A 21,579-nucleotide genomic window follows, 5' to 3' on the forward strand; every position below is an offset into this window, starting at 1 on the left:
GCGCTAATCAGAATCTAGGTTTATGTTCAAAGAGAACCCGAATAAAGTTGAGACTATTATTAAAACGAGTGAAGAGCCTCAGTCTTCACGTTTGAATGGGTCTCAACGCCTTAAAGAATGCGGACTGATCATCGCTGTCCTTGCCTCTGCACTTCTTTCTGTCGCATTACTTACTTTTAACCCTGCCGACCCATCGTGGTCCCAAACGTCTTGGGGCAGTGATATACAAAACGCTGGTGGAGTTATTGGGGCCTGGGTTGCGGATACGCTGTTCTTCATATTTGGGTCACTGGCTTATCTTATCCCGCCTATTATGATGGTGATTGCTTGGGTTTTTCTACGAAAAAGAGATGCCGATGATCCTTTAGATTTTGTGTTGTGGGGTACGCGCTTACTCGGCCTAACTGTTCTGATTTTAACCAGTTGCGGATTAGCTGATATTAACTTTGATGATATTTGGTATTTCTCTTCGGGTGGTGTTATTGGTGATGTACTGACGAGCCTAGCCTTGCCTACATTAAACTTATTAGGTTCCACGTTAGTATTACTTTTTCTATGGGGAGCAGGTTTTACGCTGCTAACTGGGATCTCTTGGTTAACCATTGTTGAATCGCTAGGAGAGACGAGCATCCGCATGTTCTCATGGCTGCTTAACCGGATTCGTGGTGAGCGAGAAGAGACCATTGAACCTGTTCTCACCGCCGTTGAATTATCTCGTGCTGAACCCACAGTGCTTGACCAAGAGGTTGTGAATGATCGTGAGTCGACTGAGCCGACAGTGGAAGGTGCTCAACAGAGTGTTTTAGCAGATGAGGCGCCAAGGCGTTTTAATATTCATATGCCTGAAACCAAAGAACCTGTTGAGTTAACAACACCATCGAATTATATCGAACAACCTGAGTTTGATCGCAGCAAACAACTTAATGCAACGATTGAGGAGCTTGAATCGGTCGCTTTAGAAGATGATGATCTTGTATCTCAATCAGGGCAAGAATCGCCTGATCCCACGTTCATTAATAATACGATGGAAGAGATACCAGCACGGCCGTTGAGATCTGAACCATTGGATCAAGATTCAAATTGGCCTCAGCCTCAGGCAGATACCGAGGTTGACCCGGCATTTAGCTCGGTGGCTGACGTTGAAGTCGAAGTCGATGAACTGCGCGTTGAACCCGTTATTTCAGATTTTGATGTGGTTGATGAAGAAGAAGCACCAAGCGAAGTAGAGTTTGTTCACTCTGAGCCTAAACTTATGCCGCAAGTTGCAAGTGTCGAGCAAGAAGATCACGCAGAACAAACCGATAGCGACGTACTTGCTTTTCAAGAAATGGTGGCGTCGGCACAGGCAAATATGGCTGCGCAACAGAATCCATTTTTAATGCAACAAGAAACCAATCTTCCGAAACCTGCCGAGCCAATGCCAACGTTGCAGCTTTTATATCATCCAGAAAAGCGTGAGAACTTTATTGACCGAGATGCATTAGAAGAAATTGCTCGTTTGGTTGAATCCAAGCTCGCTGATTATAAAATTCAGGCGCAGGTTGTAGATATCTTCCCAGGTCCGGTGATTACTCGTTTTGAGTTGGATCTTGCACCAGGGGTTAAGGTCAGCCGTATTTCTAGTTTGTCGATGGACTTAGCGCGTTCTTTGTCTGCGATGGCGGTACGTGTGGTTGAGGTTATTCCTGGTAAACCGTATGTGGGCCTTGAATTACCGAATATGAGCCGTCAGACAGTTTATTTATCAGATGTTATTGATAGCCCGCAATTTAGAGAAGCAAAATCACCAACAACAATTGTATTAGGGCAAGACATTGCTGGTGAAGCTTTTGTGGCCGACTTATCTAAGATGCCTCATGTGCTGGTGGCCGGTACCACGGGTTCAGGTAAATCGGTTGGGGTCAATGTCATGATTCTCAGCATGCTGTATAAAGCAACGCCTGAGGAGGTCCGCTTTATCATGATTGACCCTAAAATGTTGGAGCTATCGGTTTACGAAGGTATTCCTCATCTTCTCTCTGAAGTTGTTACTGATATGAAAGATGCTTCCAATGCGTTGCGTTGGTGTGTGGGTGAAATGGAACGCCGCTACAAGCTCATGTCAGTGCTTGGTGTGCGTAATATTAAAGGTTACAACGATAAACTGAAGATGGCTGCTGAAGCGGGTCACCCAATCCATGACCCTCTTTGGCGAGAAGGTGACAGCATGGATAGCGAACCGCCATTGCTAGAAAAATTGCCGTATATCGTTGTGGTTGTGGATGAATTCGCTGATCTAATGATGGTGGTGGGTAAAAAAGTTGAAGAACTGATTGCTCGCTTAGCGCAAAAGGCTCGAGCGGCTGGTATTCACTTGATCCTAGCGACCCAACGACCATCAGTTGACGTTATTACGGGTTTGATTAAGGCTAACATTCCAACACGTGTTGCTTTTACTGTCTCTACCAAAACAGACTCACGTACTATTCTTGATCAAGGCGGTGCTGAATCGTTATTAGGCATGGGTGATATGCTTTATTTACCTCCGGGTTCAAGCCATACGATTCGCGTGCACGGTGCTTTTGCTTCAGATGATGATGTGCATGCGGTAGTGAATAACTGGAAAGCTCGTGGTAAACCTAATTATATCGAAGAGATCACTCATGGCGATCAAGGCCCAGAAGGTTTGCTACCTGGTGAGAAGATGGAAAGTGATGAAGAAGTCGACCCACTCTTTGATCAAGTGGTGGAACATGTCGTAGAGACGCGTAGAGGCTCAGTTTCGGGTGTTCAACGGCGGTTTAAGATTGGCTATAACCGAGCGGCAAGAATCGTTGAACAGCTAGAAGCTCAAGGAATCGTGAGTGCGCCTGGTCATAATGGCAATCGAGAGGTACTGGCTCCCGCACCATCAAGAGACTAACATTCAGTTTCTCAACGCCTAACTGCGTTTGGTCCATTATCAGGATAGAAAAAGATAAGGGCACTGCAATCCATAGCATCGAATATGGATTGCAGTGCCCTTAAAATTCAGTGACCTAATAAGCTTATCGATTGGTTTTTGCTAGTTGAGCTAATACTATCACCGCTAATACCAATAAATTACCTGCAAAAATAACCACTAACCACTGTGGCATCGAAAGCGATAAAAACTGCCATACAATTTTTGAACAATCTCCATAAGCTTCAAACATCCATGGTGCCCATTGATTCAGTGGCGCCCAGCTGGGGAAAGTAACAAAAAGATCACAAGTAGCGAATGGAGAAGGGTTAAATTGATAGTCCACATGTTGCATTGCTAACGTTAACCCCTTGTAGGCACTCGCTCCCCAAGCGATTAGGCCAACCCAACGTACAAATGGGTTGCTTGGCGCAATAGCCCCGATAACGGCTGCTCCTACAATCCCTAACATCGCAACTCGCTCATAAATACACATAACGCAAGGTGCTAGCATCAATACGTGCTGGAAAAAGAGTGCGCAGAGTTCGAAGAAAACCACAAAAAGCAAAAGTAAAAGCCAAGACTTTCTAGATTGTGAGAAGGACTTGAGGGTGGAAAGAATGTTCACTGATATTTCCCTATTGAGAATAAAAAAAGCTCTGAGTTATCAGAGCTTTTTAACTTGGATAAGTTTCATGTTCAACTGAAATTTTTAGTGCCCAATAGAAACTGCGTGCTCCACCGCTTTTGCTGAGTGATGTACTATCCAACCTAAATCATAAAAGTGAGCCGTCATTGGTTCGACTAAGAACACAATTCCCGCTAAGCCTACTAGGGCGAGTACGATAGTGTAGGGTAGAGCCATTAACACCATTCGGCCGTAGGAGAGGCGAATAAGTGGCGCAAGTGCTGAAGTCAACAAAAATAAGAACGCGGCTTGACCATTCGGGGTTGCTACAGAAGGTAAGTTAGTACCGGTATTAATGGCCACAGCTAACACATCGAACTGATCACGCGTGATCATACCTTCAGTAAGTGCCGCTTTAACTTCGTTGATGTATACCGTGCCGACAAATACATTGTCGGAGACCATAGATAGTAGACCATTAGCCACATAGAACAACGCGAGTTGAGTCCCTTTATCTTCAACATGCAGTACTGCATCAATCACAGGTTTGAATAACTCTTGATCAATAATGACGGCTACAATCGAAAAGAAAACGGCGAGTAAGGCTGTAAATGGCAAGGCTTCTTCGAATGCCTTACCTAACGAATGCTCTTCAATAACACCAGTAAACGCTGTTGCAAGAATAATGACCGAAAGGCCAATTAAGCCAACAGCTGCTAAGTGCAGAGCGAGACCAACAATCAACCAAATCGCAATGGCACCTTGAATCCAAAGTTTAGCAACATCTTGATTAGTGCGAGTTTTTCGCTCTTCGGTATCAAAATCGACCAAAATTTTACGGACGTTGTTTGGAAGTTCTGCGCCATAACCAAAAACTTTGAATTTCTCTACTAGTACGCAGGTTAAAATTCCGCAAATAAAGACAGGGACAGTAACTGGAGACATTCGAATGATGAATTCACCAAATAGCCACCCCGCTTGGTCTGCTATGATCAAGTTTTGTGGTTCACCAACCATCGTCATTACACCGCCTAATGCGGTCCCGACACCTGCGTGCATCAGCAATGAGCGAAGAAAAGCTCGGTAGTTCTCTAAGTCGTCACGTGTGAGTTCTGATATATGCTCATCCTGCGTGTGGTCGTGTGCAGAGCTTGTACCTTGACCAGAAGCGACTTTGTGATAAATCGAATAAAAACCAACAGCGACGCTAATAACAACAGCGATCACGGTTAGAGCATCTAAGAAAGCTGATAAGAAAGCAGCAGCGATACAAAATGCAACCGACAGCATAGGTTTAGATCGAATGCCAAGTAATATCTTGGTGAAGATAAAGAGCAATAACTGCTTCATGAAGTAGATACCCGCGACCATAAATACCAGTAGCAGTAATACTTCAATATTATTGACTAACTCGTGCTTTACTTGTTCAGCACTGGTCATCCCAATAGCAATAGCTTCAATAGCTAATAAGCCACCAGGTTGAAGAGGATAACACTTGAGCGCCATCGCAAGGGTGAAAATAAACTCAACCACTAACAACCAACCGGCAACAAATGGGTTGATCAAGAAAAAGACAATCGGGTTAATAATGAGAAAAGTGATAATGGCAACTTTGTACCAGTCAGGAGCTTTACCAAGAAAGTTCTTGAGAAAAGCGCTTCCGAGGGACATCGGCATGGGTAGTACTCTTACTGTTGATATGAATAGACATCTTCAGCTTATCTAAATTCATGTATTGGCATTATCAAATGTTGTAGTCGTAACCGTCTATTTGACAATGACTTAGTGAAACAATAATTCAAGTGTTGAATAACTGCTTAACTAAGACGCTCCTTGAGTGAGACAAGCAATCCTTACTTCGAACGCCACTCTACCTTGCACGCTTTTTTAGTCAATAAGAAACCGCTTATTGATAAAATACCTACCAACATTTTGGTCAAAAACGCGATCAAAGTAGTGTAAACATGGCTTGAGAATGATGATAAATGTTCATTGAGATACGATTCGAAGTGAAACTAAGTTAATAGCGTGCAAAGAAAGTAAAAAGAGCGAATTTCGCAAGATTAAATTACGCCTTATAAATCTATGAATGTGATTTATCTCTCTTTATCTTATAGTGAGTTATGAGTGGCAGGGATACATAAGTGATGGAAAATAGCTATTTTACTTATTATCTAAATGGAATCTCCATACTGAATGAAATGGAGTTTTTGCTCTAATTTTGCTTTGTGACGACTTTACTGAAGGGTGGTTTCCGATAACGAGTAAGTAGTGGTATGATGAGTGCTATTCGACCCACAAATAAATAGAAAACTGGAAAAGTACTTAATGGTCATTAAGGCAAAAAGCCCAGCAGGTTTTGCTGAAAAATACATAATTGAGAGCATCTGGAATGGTCGCTTTCCGCCTGGTTCAATCTTACCAGCAGAGCGAGAACTTTCCGAATTAATTGGTGTTACACGCACAACGCTTCGAGAAGTATTGCAACGCTTAGCCCGTGATGGTTGGCTAACTATACAACATGGTAAGCCAACGAAAGTAAACCAGTTTATGGAAACATCTGGCCTACATATTTTAGATACGCTTATGACGCTTGATGCTGACAATGCAACCAGTATCGTGGAAGATTTGCTAGCTGCACGTACTAATATTAGTCCAATATTTATGCGCTATGCTTTTAAGGTAAACAAAGAAAGCTCTGAGCGTACGATCACTAATGTGATTGAATCTTGTGAAGCCCTGATAAGAGCAGAATCGTGGGATTCTTTTATGGAATCATCACCTTATGCTACTAAAATTCAGCAGCACATTAAAGATGATGGCGAGAAAGATGAGGCTAAACGTCAACAGATACTCATCGCAAAAACATTTAATTTTTATGATTACATGCTTTTCCAACGTTTAGCATTTCATTCAGGTAATCAAATTTATGGTTTGATCTTCAACGGAATTAAAAAATTGTACGACCGAATTGGTAGCTACTATTTTTCAAACCCAGAAGCTCGTGATTTGGCTCTGAAGTTTTATAGAGAGTTATTAGCTGTGTGTGAGAGCGGCAACCGCGAAGAATTGCCCGTAGTTATTCGTCATTATGGTATCGATAGTGCCCACATTTGGAATCAGATGAAGACAACGTTACCGACTAATTTTACGGAAGATGATAGCTAGGCTATTCATTGTCGAGTATTCATAAAATAACAAAACCCGCAGAGCGGGCTTTGTTATTTATGGCAGTCGCTAGATTTCTTCGCTACCCCCAGCTTCTTGGAACCAAACCGCAAGGTGTTTTTTTAAGTCTTTCAGTTCATCAGGACCAATCAAGGCTAACCCCAGATCTTCAGCTCGGGTAATGTCGTTGTGGCGTAAAGGACGAAAGCTAACTAGCATTGCTCTTGCTTGTAATCCGCCAAGCAAATCACGTAATGACTCTAATTTATAGAGAGTATCATCGCCATCATCACGCATGCCTTTGGTTTTACATTCAATAATATGCAGCTTGTTGTTCACAACTGTCGCAACATCAAGTTCATTTCGAACTTCTCTTTCTCCTAATTGACGATAAACTTGTACATTTAGAGAACGGTCTTGAATCGTTGGCATATCATCTTGAATTTGCTTCACCGTGCTATGTACTAAAGTTTCAAGCCACTCCCCATTCGAGAAACGACGCGCATCTTCATTAGCAAAAGTTAAAACACCATCTTCATAGGTAGCAATTCTAGCTTCGACCAAATCAGTTAAAAGAAGGTTTAGTTCACGGTAGCCTTGTTGTTTTTCAGAGAGCTCAACATCGAGTTTCTGCTCTTTACGACAAGTCGTTGCTAAGTAATTTAAGGTAGCGAGGCCAGGGCCTAATTCTAATGCGTTGCTGGCCCAACGCTCACCGAGTTCATAGAGTTTTTTGTCGAGTTGAGGTGGGATATTATGTTCACTGAACTCACCTCTGGCACCAAAAATAGTCAGGTAATCAGAGATGGTGATATGGTCTTGAACTTGAGCATCTTGATTTCCATCAGGGTAGAGCCAACACAGACGATCACTACTCGGTTCGATCACAAAAATTGGCCAGTGGTAACTACGAAATACCTCATAAACAGACAACAGACGATGGCGCAGTCCACAGCTAGCGTTGAGCTTAACCTCTTCATTTCTTGCTTTAAGTTCTTCTGCTAACTCATAGATCGAGTTTTTAATCGCTGATGTATTTGAACCCGATGGGATCTCAAAAAACTCAGAGGTGATATCGCGTTGCTTGAGTACGGAGTGTAGACGTAAATAAATAGGTTCTTGGCTTTGATCACCAATAAAAACAATGTGTGAACTTACCGTTCGATTATCCAGTAGGGGTGTGACCAAGCGAATAGGGTCTTGGTCAATAATGCCAACATGAACAGCCATAAATCATCCTCATGTTTAGCTTGCAAAAATAAGAAGTAAAATGGTGTGCAAGCAATAGTTATCATATAACGATGCAATGCTTAAAAAACAAGGGCGACTTTAGATAAAAGCCGCCCTTGGACGATTATTGACACTTAACTTACAAACTAAAGTGAGTTAGCCATGGGTTTGTTACAATTTGAATTGATGGACCAATTCATTTTGTTGGCTGGCTAGTTGAGTCAAACTAGCGCTTGCTTGTGCAATTTGAGACATAGCTTGATAGCTTTCATCTGCGATCAAATTAATATCTTCAATATTACGTGCAATATCACTGGTGGTTTCACTTTGTTCTGCAGCTGCTTGAGTGATATGCGTGCTCATTTGGCTGATTTCGAGTATAAGCGCTTGAATTTCTTCCATCGCGCTATTTGCTGTTGACGCTTGTTCGACCGACATTTCCATGTCTGACATACAGCTTTCGATGACTGTACTTGCTGATGAAGAGCTTGATTGTAGGTTGCTGATCATGGTTTCAATTTCAGATGTAGAGTCAGTGGTACGTTTTGCGAGAACACGAACTTCATCAGCTACAACCGCAAAACCTCGGCCTTGTTCTCCTGCTCGCGCGGCTTCAATAGCTGCGTTTAATGCCAACAAGTTCGTCTGTTCAGCGATATTGCGAATTACATCCAAAATAGAACCAATTTGGCTACTCATTTTTTGCAATTCACCCACCGCATCTACAGATTGGTTCAAACGTGTTTCAAGCTGGTTAATGGTCGTGATATTGGTGCTCATGATGTTGCGGCCAGATTCAGAAGCCGACTCCACTTTCTGTACCATTTCTAATGAGCTTTGTGCACTTTGCGCGACTTCTTGAACAGAGTGCGCCATTTCTGTCATTGCAGTGGCGACATTCGCGGTTTGCTCACGTTGAGAATTGAGTTTCGATTGTGCTTGCGACGAAGTGGTTTGGTTATGATTAGCCGTGTCGGTTAGGTTTTCAGAAGCATCATTGAGTTGTACTAGGATGTTATGTAAATTGTCCGCTAATGAATTAACATGGCCACTTAAGCGGCTGAATTCGTTGTTATAGCGAATCTCAATACGTTGTGTCATATCCCCTTGAGTTAGCCCTTCGAGTGTTTTGAGTATACGAGTTAGCGGCTCACGAACACTTTGTGCAATATGATAACCAATACCAGTAGCAATAAGCACAACAGCGATACCAATGACAATCGCTTGTATCACACCTTTCTCATAAACATCACCTGCTTCTGCGAGAGAAGCATTTAGGCTATCAGTTGCTGTGCCATTGAATGAGTCTAGAATCGTCATTGCTTTATCAACTTCCACCGCAAGATTGGCAATGTTGTCGTATAAAGCGGCTTTAGCGAGTAAGTAGTTATTATGTTGGTCTAACACACCGCCTTTTTGGCCAATATCTATAGTGAATTTCTCTACTGATTCATCAAAGACTTTCTTAAGCTCTGGCAATTGTGTTACTAGCCCACGGTAGGCATAGTTTAAATGGGTAACGGCTTTTTTATTTCTCGCTACCGCTTTTTCAACAAAGGACACATCTGAACTGGCTAAAGCATCAGAAGTAATGACCTCAGCGTCTTTCAGTTTGATGAAATAGCTTTTTGCCATAACTTTCACTGAAATACTGCTCTGGCCGTCGACGTAATCTTTCATTCCAACGCTCAAATCTGCATGAAGTCTTTGAAACTCACGTGTTGATTTTTGTACTTTTTCTTGAGCCTCAAACATAGCTTGGTAGTTGTTCATTGCATCAGAAGCTTCAGAGAAGTAGCGTTGCTCCATTTGTTTTAATTGAGCAATACGCTCTGCTAAGTCAGGGTTACTCGAACTGGCTTGTGCGAGTTGATTTAGGATAGTGTTGAAGTCTTGTTTTGATGAGGTAAATTCTGCACGCATGGCATTCATACGATCTTGATTCTGCGTGGTTAAAAAATCTTTGAATGATTTGTCAGCAGAAAGCAATTGCACACTTGTTTTGTTTGATAGTGAAACAAGTGGTAAAGCGGTGGTTGATACACTTTCGAAATTGGAATGAATTTGATTCATTCCTCCCATCATGATAGCGGTTGTTACAGCAAACATAATGATGATCAGTGTAAAGCCAGCGTACATACGCCTAATCACTGAACCCTTCATAATCCTCTCCCTAGAAAAATCATAATAATCTTTTGTCTCAAAAAAATAACAAAATAATCGGCATTGTATTTAGGCTGGGGTGCACATTTTATGACGAGTTTGGCAAAATTATTTTTTTATATTAGTGAAATGTCATTTATGTTAAGTGAACGGTGTTTTTTATTGAGCTTTTTTTAGTGTTAGCGCATACTCAAATCCAACTAAACACCTATCACTATATTAACTCAATGGAGTATTTCATGGCTGAGGAAACCATTTTTAGCAAAATTATCAGTAAGGAAATTCCTGCTGACGTCCTATACCAAGACGACTTAGTCACTGCTTTTCGAGATATTAACCCGCGAGCTCCAAGCCATATTTTAATCATCCCCAACAAATTGATTCCAACAACGAATGATGTGGAAGCCGAGGATGAAGCTGCGTTAGGGCGTATGTTTACCGTAGCGAAGAAAATCGCACAGCAAGAAGGTATTGCCGCTGATGGTTATCGCCTCATTGTTAACTGCAATGCGCATGGTGGACAAGAGGTCTATCATATTCATATGCACCTGGTAGGTGGTCGTCCACTTGGCCCTCTCTTGATGAGCTAAATTTGGATTACCCAACTTTGGTTGGGTAATGACTGTGATCCATAGATTTCAGAAACGGAGTGTTGGGTGAAGCGTTACGTGCGACTTGTTGTTATTTTTTTATCGCCTATTTTTCTTAATGCATGTGCCAATCTCTCTGCGGGAAATTTGTTCAGCCACTACAGTGCGCAAAACAATGTTGTTTACCAATCAGTGAAAGTTGGTCAATACCAGCAAGCGGAAAGCGAACTTCCGGATTATATAGCGGGTGATATTCTTGATAACTTAGAGAAAGGACGAGTTTACTTTCTCAATCAAAAATATGTCGAAAGTAAAGCAACTTTTGAGCTGAGCGATGCAGCAATTAAAGTTCAACAAGATAAGGCATTAATTTCTCTTAGCGATACCGCTAGCAGTGTCGGCTCGCTTGCTGCTAATGATAATTTAACAGAGTACATTCCTGCGGATTACGAATTAGGATTCTTGCATCTCTATCTGAGCTTAAACTATTTACAACGCAATGATTTAGAAGGTGCGTTGGTCGAAATTAGACGGGCCAATCAAGTTCAGGAGCAAGCCAGAAAAACCAGAGAAGCTGACTTGGAAAAAGCGCAAAAAGATATGCAAGCTCAAGGTGTTACTCCAAATCTAGGTAGTGTGTTATCGAACTATCCTGATGCTGGTAAAACGCTGCAAGCGGTACAAAACGCATACCTTCTGTACTTGTCAGCTTTACTTTATGAAACCTCTAACGATTTGAATAGTGCGTATGTGGATTACAAACGAGCATTAGCTGTGATGCCCGATAACCCTGAAGTGATCGACGGTACATTGCGAGTTGCTAAACGTTTGGCAATGAAAGCAGACCTTGTTCAACTTGAAAAGCAATATGGTAAGGCTTCGGCCATGTCTGAATATCAAGGGCGAGTGATCATCCTTGAAGAACAAAGTATTGTTCAAGCGATGCAAAGTTGGCGTCAATCTTTGCCGTTGTATGACAGTCGAGGTAATGGCGCATTATATTCTTTGGCTCTGCCATACTATCCTAAAGCCCAGGCTGAAGGATTTGCACTATTGGCGATCAATGGTCAGCCTGTAGAATCAAATGTGCTAGCGGATGTAAATTTGATGGCCAATCAAAACTTGTCAGAACGAATGCCGTCTATTGTTATAAGGCAGGCGTTAAGAGTATTCGCCAAAGATCAATTACGCAAAGAAGCGGCTAAAGATAATGATGTAGGTAACTTACTGCTTAACGCGTGGAATTTACTGACTGAGCAACCTGATACGCGTAGTTGGATAACCTTACCGGGTCAAGTGAAGAGCACAAGCCTTTTAGTTGATGCGGGGGAGCAACGAATAGCGCTGAAGGGACAAGAGTACGTTTTTTCTGTTCCTGAAAAAGGAACAACATTGGTGTGGATTTCGCGCCAAGGGAATAATGCAACGATCTGGCATAAACAACTAGGAAGATTGTAATGAAAAAGTGGATATTAGGGCTTTTAACTGCCATAGCCTTAGTTGGCTGTGCTGCGAATACAGCTGGTTTAAGAGTCGACGGAGCATCACAAAAAGTGTTGTTTGGTGACAACGTATTAGGTCAACGACTTGTAGTTGAGGATATTGCGATCAAGCAAGTTGATGGTCATACACGAGGAATAGTTCGTTTAGTTAGCCAATACAAAGGTGACCAGAATATTGAGTACCGCTTTTATTGGTACGACGATGATGGGCTAGAGGTAAACAACAAACTCAGTCCTTGGAAGCAAACTATCATTAGTGGAATGGACACCATTTCACTCTCTGAGGTTTCAGTGAATCCAAACGGTAAACAGTTTCGCGTACAAATCCGTGAATCAAACAACTAAATTGGGAAGTTAAGGATCCAATATGAAGAAAAGTATTATTGCATTGCTAGGTCTAGCGGTCATTCTGGGCGGTTGTTCAAATAAAGTGAGCTATGGTGACGCACAAGCTGTTGAAACGACCACGGTTGATTTTGGCTCAACGGATTTACAAAAAATTGCCGCTGAAATGATCGATAGTATGATGATGTCAGGCTCTATTGCCGCTATTACTCGTGATTCGCGCCCCATTGTTTTTGTTGAGCGTATTAAAAACAAAACCAGCGAGCATATTGATACAGAGTCGATCACTGACACTATTAGCACCAAGATGTTGAACTCAGGTAAGTTCCGTTTTGTTGATATGGACCGTGTTGAGTCTGTACGTGAGCAGCTCAATTTCCAAAACAATGACGAGCTAGTCAATCAAAGTACAGCGATTCAATTTGGTAAAATGGTTGGTGCGCAGTACATGCTTTATGGCAACCTTTCAAGCATTGTAAAAAATGCTGGAAGTGACAAAGATGTGTACTACAAAATGACGATGCGCATGATGGATCTAGAAACTGGTCTTATTGAGTGGGCGGATGAAACCGAAATCCGTAAGCAAGAGTCAAAAAGTATGTTAGGTCTTTAATTACGATATCTAGGGCGTGTTGACCTAATTATTGAGGAAGAAGTCGATATGGCGCGAATGTCTTGGCGTGAAGCTTGTAAGCTTGATCATACCTTAACCTCGCTAGAAGGCTTCTTCTCTATTCCACCGGGCTATGCTCAGACCTTGACTGGTGGTTTAACCAATCGATGCTGGAAAATCATTGCTGAAGATGGACCTGCTTTTGTATGGCGCCCTAATACGCCAATTACACAAGCGTTTTCGATCTCCCGTTTTCAGGAGTATCAAATCCTATCAGCGATAGAATCGTCTCATATCGGCCCCAAGCCGCTGTTTATCAATGAGCAGGGATTATTAGTTGAGTGGATAGAGGGTGAGTCTTTAATGGATGGGTTACCCTTCGAATCATTACTCAAGACCCAAATTAAGATCCACAATCTCAGTACAGCCCGTATCCCCGTAGCTCCGTTCAGTTTTACCGCACGTGTCGATCACTATTGGTTACAACTTAAAGCCGAGTACAAAACCGATCAATGCACGAATCTATACCAATCATGGAGAACAGCTCCCAATCTTGCCGATGTTGGGGTAGTTCTCTGTCATTTTGATCTTGCTGGTTACAATATGGTGAAAACCCAACAAGGTCATCGAGTCATTGATTGGGAATATGCTTCTATTGCTGACCCAAGGCTAGACCTCGCCTTAAGCATTGAGGTTGCGGGAGAGAAGCCTTTGGAATCTGTTTATCGCTATTGCCAATTACGCGAAATTGAAGGTGTAGATGACTGGGTTGAAGGTGTTATGGCCTGGCATCCAAGGATATCGATGATGGCGATGTTATGGTATTTACTTGCACATCAACTGTGGGGAGATGATTACTATCTACACCAAGCCGATAAACTTAAAAACGGATTATGTAGTTAGGATCACTGTTTCGTAGTCTTATTGCATTAAATTTTTGGTAAGGTCTTTAAAACCACAATCTTCGTGGTAGATTGAAGCCTCAAGGAATGGGGGAATTACTATGATTATCTATTTACACGGTTTCGACTCAACAAGCCCGGGAAACCATGAAAAAGTGTTGCAGTTGCAGTTTATTGACGATGATGTCCGTTTCATTAACTACAGCACATTACACCCCAAGCATGATATGCAGCACCTTCTCAAAGAAGTGCACAAAGCTATCGAGCAATCGAATGACCCACATCCAATCATTTGTGGTGTAGGGCTGGGTGGGTTCTGGTCTGAACGTATTGGCTTTCTGTGTGGCATTAAGCAAGTTATCTTTAACCCTAACTTACATCCAGAGAAGAATATGACAGGACGAATTGACCGTCCTGAAGAATACGAAGATATTGCAACCAAGTGTGTGGAACAGTATCGAGTGAAAAATAAAGGGCGTTGTTTAGTGATCTTATCGAAAGAAGATGAAATCCATGACAATAGCAAAACGGCAGTTGCGCTAGAGAGCTACTACGATATTATTTGGGATGAAAAAGAGTCCCATAAATTCAAGAAGATCTCACAGCATTTACAAGCGATAAAAGCATTTAAAGAATCTCATTAGCTGCATATATTGATGACAAAGCGACTCCAGTAAGGGTCGCTTTTTTATTGTCCAAATCCCTACATTTGTTAATGAAATAGCATCATTCTTTAGTTGCACGGTGAATTTTGCTCTATATAATGAATAAACTATAAATATTTTGATAAATATCAAAAAAAATTGAGAGCAAGGCGAAAACTTGCCCATTATTGTGCGTAAGCATATTTTTATCCTAATGAACGTGTTACTGAAAGCAGCTTTTACTTCAAAGGCGATAGCGTGCCCAAAGCAAGCATATGATTGAAAATTTCTTCAGTGTGAAGTGTCATGCTGAACCATGTTTATTCATTTTTTGAGGATTGTTTTTGTGACTCGAATTGTCGTTGTAGGTGGTGGAGCGGGTGGTTTAGAACTCGCAACGAAACTTGGCCGTACACTTGGCCGTAAAAATCGCGCAGAGATTACACTGGTAGATCGTAAGGCGAGCCATTTATGGAAACCTTTGTTGCATGAAGTTGCAACAGGTTCTTTGGATGAAGGTGTGGATGCCTTGAGCTATCGTGCCCATGCTAAGAACCATAGCTTCGACTTCCAAATGGGTAGCCTGGCTGATATTGACCGTGAACGTAAAGTGATTGTGCTCAGTGAGCTCAAAGACGAACATGATGAACTGTTGATGCCAAGCCGTGAAATAGAATACGACATTCTTATTCTTGCTATTGGTTCGACATCCAATGATTTCAATACTCCTGGCGTGCGTGAGCACTGTATTTTCCTCGATAGTCCTGAACAAGCAAACCGCTTCCGTACAGAGATGAATAATGAGTTTTTGAAACTGCATGCTAAAAATGGTCATGGGACGGTAGACATTGCTATCGTTGGTGCGGGTGCGACAGGCGTTGAATTATCGGCTGAGCTGCACAATGCAGTGAAAGAGCTTCGCACTTATGGTTTTGGTGATCTCGACTCAAGCAAACTGAATGTTAATCTTGTGGAAGCAGGTGAGAGAATTCTACCTGCATTGCCACCGCGTATTTCGAGTGCAGCGCATAGCGAGTTGACCAAACTCGGTGTTAATGTGCGCACAGCAACAATGGTGACTCAAGCGGATAAAGATGGTTTAACTACCAAAGACGGCGAGAAAATCCCAGCACAAATCATGGTGTGGGCGGCAGGTATTAAAGCCCCTGATTTCATGAAAGACATTGCAGGTCTGGAAACTAACCGCATTAACCAATTAGTCGTGAAAAACACACTTCAAACCACACGAGATGACGATATTTTTGTGATTGGTGACCTTGCACAATGCACCCAAGCTGACGGTAAGTTCGTACCACCACGCGCGCAAGCTGCGCACCAAATGTCGAGCCATGCGTTTAGAAACATTGTCGCTAAACTCAATGGTCGTGAGTTAAAATCTTACGTCTATAAAGATCACGGCTCGCTCGTATCGCTTAGCCGTTTCTCAACAGTTGGTAGCCTAATGGGCAATTTAACTAAAGGCTCTATGATGGTTGAGGGGCGTATAGCTCGCGTGGTTTACATTTCGCTTTATCGTATGCACCAAATGGCGCTACACGGTATTTTCAAAACTGGTCTGATGATGCTAGTTGGTCGAATTAACCGAGTCCTTAGACCGAATCTTAAGCTGCACTAACGAATGAAATTTGGACCGGAGCAATAGCTCCGGTTTTGCTTTGTATTGTATTAATAAATAATTTTACATTGTCGTTTTAACGAGATTGCTCATCTAGTAAATAAACAGATTAAACCATATGAAGAATGCCTACCCTTTACTGGGATTAATTCTCAGTTTGTAGAAATCGCTGTAGCCCGACTTTCGAATCTGTACTCCACTTACTCCCTTGGCGCAGGTTACTTGTTCCTGGCCCCAAAACAGAGGCAATATTGTCGAGTTGCTGCGTAGGTTGGTAAGTAGCTCCATCAAGCGCTCTGTGGGTTCGCCTTTTGCAATGACATCATGAACTGTATTAGTGTGTTGGTTTAGTTCCTGTGTATCATAAATAAAACGGATTCCAGTACCCGTCAACAACCACTCATACATACCGTATTTCAGTGGTGGTTCGATAATGTCTTCGACAAAAAGTAAGTCAGCTTGCTTTTTTACCTGCTGAGGTTTGCTGGCGTCAGACAATTCAACCAGTTCTACTTTGAGTCCGGTTTGCTTGATTAGGTTGATAAGCCAATTGCTCATTTTTTCTAAATAATCGATGGTCCATTTAGGGTGTGTTAATACTAAAGTGCCTTCGAGATTAGGGATATGGTTACACGGTTCTCCTTCACTAAGTAGCTGCATTGCCTTCAAATCGCTGCTATTTGCAAATTCATAGCGGCGGCTCTCAAGAAAGGTAAATAGGCTTTGCCAGGTTTGATCATCTAATGTGCACTCAGGGCGTTGATTATGTGCTAAATAAGAAAATGCCTGAATAGCATAGCTTTCTGTATCTTCAGTATGTTGGTTATAGCTGATGTATTTATCTAGCTCTTCACCCTGATGAGATAGGGTTATCTGCTCCAGTAGCGCCTTTTTAGCGAAGTAGTGGGGCTGTTTTTTCATTACCAGCTTGTCTTTCTCCCAGTATTCAAGAATAAAGGGGCCGGTGCCTATAGCAACGCTGCGTTGGTTACTGAAATCTTTATGACGCCTAGTGGTAATAGAGGCGTTGGCGGTAGCGAGACAGTAGATAAACAGTGGGTTAGGTTGCTTTAACTCAATGCAGATCGCTTTCCTATCCTCATCAAAACTGATCTGATAAATTTGTTGAAATAGCCACTTAACTGGTCCATTAGCCTGCATAAGCCGTTTCAGACTATGTACAACATCGTCCTCTTCCAGCATCAGGCCATCGTGGCAGCGTATATCTGGACGTAGCCAAATATAGATGTATTTTGCTTCGATTTGGTATTCACAAGCAAGGTGAAGGTGTAGCTGGCTATTACTGTCAACAGTGAATAGGGTATCGTATAGGCTGCGTATGATTTGCAATTCAGCAAAGCGGTAGGTCAGGGCTGGATCAAGTTCATCTACCCAAGGATACTGACTGATAATCAGAGAATTTGCGTTTTGATTTTCTTGCGATGTTTCTTCCATCGCCTGATTAAGAGCACTGGCTGCAGTACCTCGGTATTTTTTGAGTAGTTTGGTGATTACATCGAAGTTGCCTGCATTGATCTCACTGCGGATGGTGCAATAGAGTGCCTGATGCATGGAAGTGGTCACTTTTAGGGTGCTGGCTTTACCACGCCCCCGACCAGGTACCCAGTTTATCCAGCCATAGTCATTGAGCATTTTTAGGATGTTTGAGGTATTTCGACGTGAAGTGGTAAACAACACTTCTAGATCATCAAGGCTTGCTTGGTGCACCTGAGACGGGTTGTAGTGCTGTAATAGTTGGCTCAGTCTACGAAGATATGTCTCGGTCATTTTACTCTGCCATAGCCTTAAAAGATGATTTAAATATTTATTATGAAACGATGCTCAACAGCCGTTGCTATATAATTATAAGGTTATTTATTAAAAATTCACGATTTAATTTATAGATCATTTTTTATGATTTGAATAGTTCGGCATTCTTTCCGTATGTGGGGTGATTTTTTATAACCGCAATTAATATGCAACTAAAGGTTAGATGAAATTTGTGGAATATTGATTGACGTTTTTTCGGCTATATAAGAGCCTATATTAAATAGATTTTATTTTGTGTAGATGAGCAATAGATGAAAGCCCCGAATAATAAATATAAATACTCAGGGCAGCGAATTAGTTGACCTTAGGAATGGTGGTAAATATTGTCCATTCGTTTTTAACCATGCCTTTATGACCGATAACTGTAGCCGTGACACGACGGTTTAAGGCGTGGCTGACTTCATCGAGACCTAATGCGGCCAAATGGGTGTCACCATAACTAACGATTTTTAATCGCTGGCTGTCAATGCCTTTTTCAATCAGCAGGTTGCGCACGTTCTCTGCCCGTCGACGGGCCAGATCGTAATTATACTTTGTATCGCCTACTTTACTTGCATATCCTTGTATTTCTATAGAGGTCTCAGGGTACTTATTTAGGAAAGCCGCTAGCTCAGTGCCCTTACGTTGGAAAACACTCTTGATACGGCTAGAGTCGTTATCAAATAAGATCTTAAGCTGGTATTGTTCTTTTTTGTTGACGTAGGTTTCACAGCCGTCGTTATCGACTTCTGCGGCGATTGGGGTGTCGGTACAGAGGTCGCGAGCATTGATCACACCATCATCGTCTGCGTCTTGCAGGTCGGCAATCTGATTGGTTTTTGGAGTCGGGATATAATCCATACCATCGTTTGCAAATGTGACATTTAGGCTCAGTATAGTCAGAACTAAAGCCGTTAATATAATATTTTTCATAGTGTTTAGTACTCCACTGGTTGAGTCCACTCTTTTGGAATATCAATGCGTAGCGCATCACGTAGGTTTCCGGTTGAAGTCAGAACACGGTATTTGGCGTACTGCTGTGCGAACTGGGCTTCTATGTAGCCTTTGCGCGACTCGAATAACTCATTTTCAGTGTTTAATAAGTCAAGCAAAGTACGCCTACCTAAGCTGTATTGCTTCTGGTATGCGATAACAGTATTCGATGCAGAGTCAACATGTTGAGCCAAAAAGTTTTTTTGTAGATTTGTCAGCTCAAGTGCATTCCACGAAAGATGAATTTCTTGTTCAACCCCCCGATAAGCGCGTTCTAGCAGGTCTTTCGCTTTGTTGAGTTGGTAGGCCATAGTGTCCGCGTTTGCCGAATCTCGACCACCGTTATAAAGGTTATAGCGAACACGAAGCATCGCAGTGGTATCTGCGCTGCTGCCTTCGATACCACCAGAGTCATTGCGCCAGTTTTGTGCTGCTTCAAATGAAATAACCGGGAAATTATTTGCATCAACTTGCTTATATTGGAATTTTGCTGAGTCGACATCCGCTCGAGCTATTTTGATAACTGGATGGTTTTCAAAGGCTTGAGTTTTTGCTTCATCAAGAGTTGCCGGAATGAAGTTTTTATCAGCGTGTGGGAATATTAGATCGTGTGGGACTTCGCCAACCAACTTAAAGAAAATCGTTTGCGTATCTTTATAGTTATTTTGTGCTGCGAGTATGTTGCTGTGAGCTTTGGCCAAGCGAGCTTCAACTTGAGTAAGATCAGCAACTGAACCTATCCCAGAATCTTTACGCTTTTTAATATCAACATAGATACGCTCATGTGTACTAAGATTACTTGCAGAAAGCTCCATAAACTTTTGTGCCTTAAGTACATCAAGGTAAGCATTAATCACTTCGAGGGCCACACTCTGTGCATCAGAAAGCAATTGATAACGTAATGACTCTGCATCTGCCGAAGTTCGGTCAATATCATGTAGGGTTTTAGACCCATCCCAAATCAACTGAGTCAGAGTTATAGATGCGTCTTTGCGAGTCATATCTGTGTTTTTGTTACCAGTCGAATTTGCCGGGTTTATCCCCTCATAGCCAATGCCCGCATCGATATCAATACGAGGTTTATAAGCCCCAGTTGATTGATCGACAATATACAGTTTGCTCATGTACTCGTTAAATGCACTCTTTATATCAGGATTGGTTGCAAAGGTAATTGCTACCGCCTGTTCTAACGTTTGTGCATTAGAAGGAAGCGCAATAAATAAGCCACAACACGCAATGCTGATACTGCTTAATTTCACAGAGAGTCTCCTAAAATAATATTAATCTCAATATTTAAAACTATATAAATTCGAATATATATAAGTGAACGTTGCGCAGTTTAAATCTATTGACGATAAGTCATTGCTTCATTAGAAACGTAGTGATTACGAACGTTGATCCACCAAAAACAGGTCGCGTAAGATATGATGTTTTGTTCGGAAATAAAATAACTTTAAAACATGCAGTTTATTGGTGAAAAAATACATGTTTTATATGTAGTGAACAGTGGTAAATTAGTAAATAAAATATGTTAACGATTCAAATCGAATCTCATTGCCCATCTAGTTTTATGGGGGGGATTTTTTTATTTGCTAAATGGGGTAAATCTCTTGGTTGAACAATCAAAATTAACCGCAGAAACCTATGTTGTAATAGGACTGGATGGTCACATCAAAGTAGTAAAATCGAAAGATAGTTTACTGCCAGGTGAAGTGATTGTTGAAACATTGAAAGGTGAAATCCAACCTCAGCAAGTCGACTTAGCAAATGTTGAAGAAGATCCTAAGTCTGGTAGTTTCGTTGAATTAAATAAAATTTATGAAGCTCTAGAACAAGGTGTTGATCCTACTGAATTAGGTGATGAGTATGCCACCGCACAGGGTGAAATAGTTGGTTCAAGCCTGACAAAATCTGGCACTATTGAACGTACTGGTGCCGAAGTATTGGCAAGCACCTTTTTTGAAACTGCTAGCATGGTTACTGCTCTAACAACCGAGCAGGGTAAAACGGTATTTAATATTTCTCGTTCGCCACAATCTGAGCCCACTGAAACCAAAGCGATCATCACCCCAACACAACTGGATGGCGATAAAGGCGCGGTGCAGGAAGACGTGCTGTTGGTGAGTCGCGGTAATCTGAATATTGTAGACCCGGATGCTGGCGAAGCGGTATTCCACCCTCAAGCAGACGTTAAAGATGGCAACTGGGGGACTTTTTCTATCGATGAAAGTGGCAACTGGACCTATAAACTGAATAACAGCCATGCGGATGTGCAGGCTTTGGATGCAGACAGCGCTCCTCTAATCCGAACCATGACAGTGACATCTGCGGATGGCACGACTCATGACGTGGTTGTAACCATAACGGGTTCTGATGACAAAGCGATCATCACGCCAGACCAGCCGGGTGATGACGCGGGCGCGGTGCAAGAAGACG

The 21,579-nt window shown here is 42.1% G+C and carries 17 protein-coding genes; 10 read left to right on the forward strand and 7 right to left on the reverse strand.

The window, feature by feature from the left end; genetic code table 11:
* The first annotated feature begins 22 nt into the window (after positions 1-22).
* Positions 23-2,902: a DNA translocase FtsK 4TM domain-containing protein gene (locus tag EYW48_RS15685; protein WP_277432651.1), complete on the forward strand. Its 2,880-nt coding sequence runs from the start codon at positions 23-25 to the stop codon at positions 2,900-2,902.
* A 124-nt stretch (positions 2,903-3,026) separates the two neighbouring features.
* Here EYW48_RS15685 and dsbB read toward each other — a convergent pair whose 3' ends face one another.
* Positions 3,027-3,548 (reverse strand): disulfide bond formation protein DsbB, encoded by a 522-nt coding sequence (dsbB, locus tag EYW48_RS15690; RefSeq protein WP_176245916.1) that lies wholly within the window; start codon positions 3,546-3,548, stop codon positions 3,027-3,029.
* An 84-nt stretch (positions 3,549-3,632) separates the two neighbouring features.
* Positions 3,633-5,225, reverse strand: coding sequence for a Na(+)/H(+) antiporter NhaB (gene nhaB, locus EYW48_RS15695; RefSeq protein WP_171980308.1), 1,593 nt, complete (start codon positions 5,223-5,225; stop codon positions 3,633-3,635).
* A gap of 651 nt (positions 5,226-5,876) precedes the next feature.
* On the opposite strand from nhaB, the gene fadR reads away from it, so the two are divergent.
* Positions 5,877-6,716, forward strand: coding sequence for a fatty acid metabolism transcriptional regulator FadR (fadR, locus tag EYW48_RS15700; protein ID WP_053310108.1), 840 nt, complete (start codon positions 5,877-5,879; stop codon positions 6,714-6,716).
* A gap of 69 nt (positions 6,717-6,785) precedes the next feature.
* Here the strand turns inward: fadR and EYW48_RS15705 are convergent, their stop codons facing one another.
* Both EYW48_RS15705 and EYW48_RS15710 read right to left on the reverse strand, forming a co-directional pair.
* A complete protein-coding gene (locus EYW48_RS15705) occupies positions 6,786-7,946 on the reverse strand; it encodes a DUF1887 family protein (protein ID WP_171980307.1) in 1,161 nt (386 codons plus the stop codon).
* A gap of 171 nt (positions 7,947-8,117) precedes the next feature.
* Positions 8,118-10,109, reverse strand: coding sequence for a methyl-accepting chemotaxis protein (locus EYW48_RS15710; protein WP_171980306.1), 1,992 nt, complete (start codon positions 10,107-10,109; stop codon positions 8,118-8,120).
* A gap of 239 nt (positions 10,110-10,348) precedes the next feature.
* Between EYW48_RS15710 and hinT the strand changes: the two genes are divergently transcribed.
* The 7 genes from hinT to EYW48_RS15745 all read left to right on the forward strand — a co-directional run bounded on the left by hinT (position 10,349) and on the right by EYW48_RS15745 (position 16,341).
* Complete coding sequence (gene hinT, locus EYW48_RS15715; RefSeq protein WP_053310105.1) at positions 10,349-10,699, forward strand: purine nucleoside phosphoramidase; 351 nt, start codon at positions 10,349-10,351, stop codon at positions 10,697-10,699.
* Positions 10,700-10,765: 66 nt separating this feature from the next.
* On the forward strand, positions 10,766-12,157 hold the full coding sequence (locus EYW48_RS15720; RefSeq protein WP_277432652.1) for a hypothetical protein: 1,392 nt from the start codon (positions 10,766-10,768) through the stop codon (positions 12,155-12,157).
* Entirely contained in the window at positions 12,157-12,546 is a 390-nt protein-coding gene (locus EYW48_RS15725; RefSeq protein WP_277432653.1) for a YcfL family protein, read from the forward strand. The genes EYW48_RS15720 and EYW48_RS15725 overlap by 1 nt, the downstream gene beginning before the upstream one ends.
* 22 nt (positions 12,547-12,568) lie before the next feature.
* Positions 12,569-13,159: a penicillin-binding protein activator LpoB gene (gene lpoB / locus EYW48_RS15730; RefSeq protein WP_053310102.1), complete on the forward strand. Its 591-nt coding sequence runs from the start codon at positions 12,569-12,571 to the stop codon at positions 13,157-13,159.
* 48 nt (positions 13,160-13,207) lie between these two features.
* Positions 13,208-14,062 carry a phosphotransferase gene (locus tag EYW48_RS15735; RefSeq protein WP_171980302.1) on the forward strand — a complete coding sequence of 285 codons (855 nt, stop codon included), beginning with the start codon at positions 13,208-13,210 and terminating at the stop codon, positions 14,060-14,062.
* Between the two features lie 100 nt (positions 14,063-14,162).
* Entirely contained in the window at positions 14,163-14,705 is a 543-nt protein-coding gene (gene ycfP / locus EYW48_RS15740; RefSeq protein ID WP_176245920.1) for an alpha/beta hydrolase YcfP, read from the forward strand.
* Positions 14,706-15,051: 346 nt separating this feature from the next.
* The gene (locus EYW48_RS15745) at positions 15,052-16,341 is read left to right on the forward strand and encodes an NAD(P)/FAD-dependent oxidoreductase (protein WP_053310099.1); all 1,290 of its coding nucleotides are present in this window, start codon (positions 15,052-15,054) and stop codon (positions 16,339-16,341) included.
* A 129-nt stretch (positions 16,342-16,470) separates the two neighbouring features.
* Here EYW48_RS15745 and EYW48_RS15750 read toward each other — a convergent pair whose 3' ends face one another.
* The 3 genes from EYW48_RS15750 to EYW48_RS15760 form a co-directional block, all read right to left on the reverse strand.
* Complete coding sequence (locus EYW48_RS15750) at positions 16,471-18,129, reverse strand: ABC transporter substrate-binding protein (protein WP_277432654.1); 1,659 nt, start codon at positions 18,127-18,129, stop codon at positions 16,471-16,473.
* Between the two features lie 336 nt (positions 18,130-18,465).
* Positions 18,466-19,083, reverse strand: a complete 618-nt coding sequence (locus tag EYW48_RS15755) for an OmpA family protein (RefSeq protein ID WP_261917941.1) — start codon at positions 19,081-19,083, stop codon at positions 18,466-18,468.
* A 5-nt stretch (positions 19,084-19,088) separates the two neighbouring features.
* Positions 19,089-20,402 (reverse strand): TolC family outer membrane protein, encoded by a 1,314-nt coding sequence (locus EYW48_RS15760; protein ID WP_172533438.1) that lies wholly within the window; start codon positions 20,400-20,402, stop codon positions 19,089-19,091.
* A 351-nt stretch (positions 20,403-20,753) separates the two neighbouring features.
* Here EYW48_RS15760 and EYW48_RS15765 point away from each other — a divergent pair.
* Positions 20,754-21,579, forward strand: an 826-nt coding sequence (locus tag EYW48_RS15765; RefSeq protein WP_277432655.1) for a VCBS domain-containing protein, incomplete at its 3' end; no start/stop codon positions are given.

Source organism: Vibrio sp. 1180_3 (assembly GCF_029478545.1).
In the GTDB taxonomy this organism is placed as follows: Bacteria; Pseudomonadota; Gammaproteobacteria; order Enterobacterales; family Vibrionaceae; genus Vibrio; species Vibrio aestuarianus.

Coding starts and splice junctions, on each gene's coding strand:
- EYW48_RS15735 (WP_171980302.1), top strand. CDS start 13,208: ATGGCGCGAATGTCTTGGCGTGAAGCTTGTAAGCTTGATCATACCTTA.
- fadR (WP_053310108.1), top strand. CDS start 5,877: ATGGTCATTAAGGCAAAAAGCCCAGCAGGTTTTGCTGAAAAATACATA.
- EYW48_RS15685 (WP_277432651.1), top strand. CDS start 23: ATGTTCAAAGAGAACCCGAATAAAGTTGAGACTATTATTAAAACGAGT.
- lpoB (WP_053310102.1), top strand. CDS start 12,569: ATGAAGAAAAGTATTATTGCATTGCTAGGTCTAGCGGTCATTCTGGGC.
- hinT (WP_053310105.1), top strand. CDS start 10,349: ATGGCTGAGGAAACCATTTTTAGCAAAATTATCAGTAAGGAAATTCCT.
- EYW48_RS15710 (WP_171980306.1), bottom strand. CDS start 10,109: ATGAAGGGTTCAGTGATTAGGCGTATGTACGCTGGCTTTACACTGATC.
- ycfP (WP_176245920.1), top strand. CDS start 14,163: ATGATTATCTATTTACACGGTTTCGACTCAACAAGCCCGGGAAACCAT.
- EYW48_RS15725 (WP_277432653.1), top strand. CDS start 12,157: ATGAAAAAGTGGATATTAGGGCTTTTAACTGCCATAGCCTTAGTTGGC.
- EYW48_RS15750 (WP_277432654.1), bottom strand. CDS start 18,129: ATGACCGAGACATATCTTCGTAGACTGAGCCAACTATTACAGCACTAC.
- EYW48_RS15755 (WP_261917941.1), bottom strand. CDS start 19,083: ATGAAAAATATTATATTAACGGCTTTAGTTCTGACTATACTGAGCCTA.
- nhaB (WP_171980308.1), bottom strand. CDS start 5,225: ATGCCGATGTCCCTCGGAAGCGCTTTTCTCAAGAACTTTCTTGGTAAA.
- EYW48_RS15705 (WP_171980307.1), bottom strand. CDS start 7,946: ATGGCTGTTCATGTTGGCATTATTGACCAAGACCCTATTCGCTTGGTC.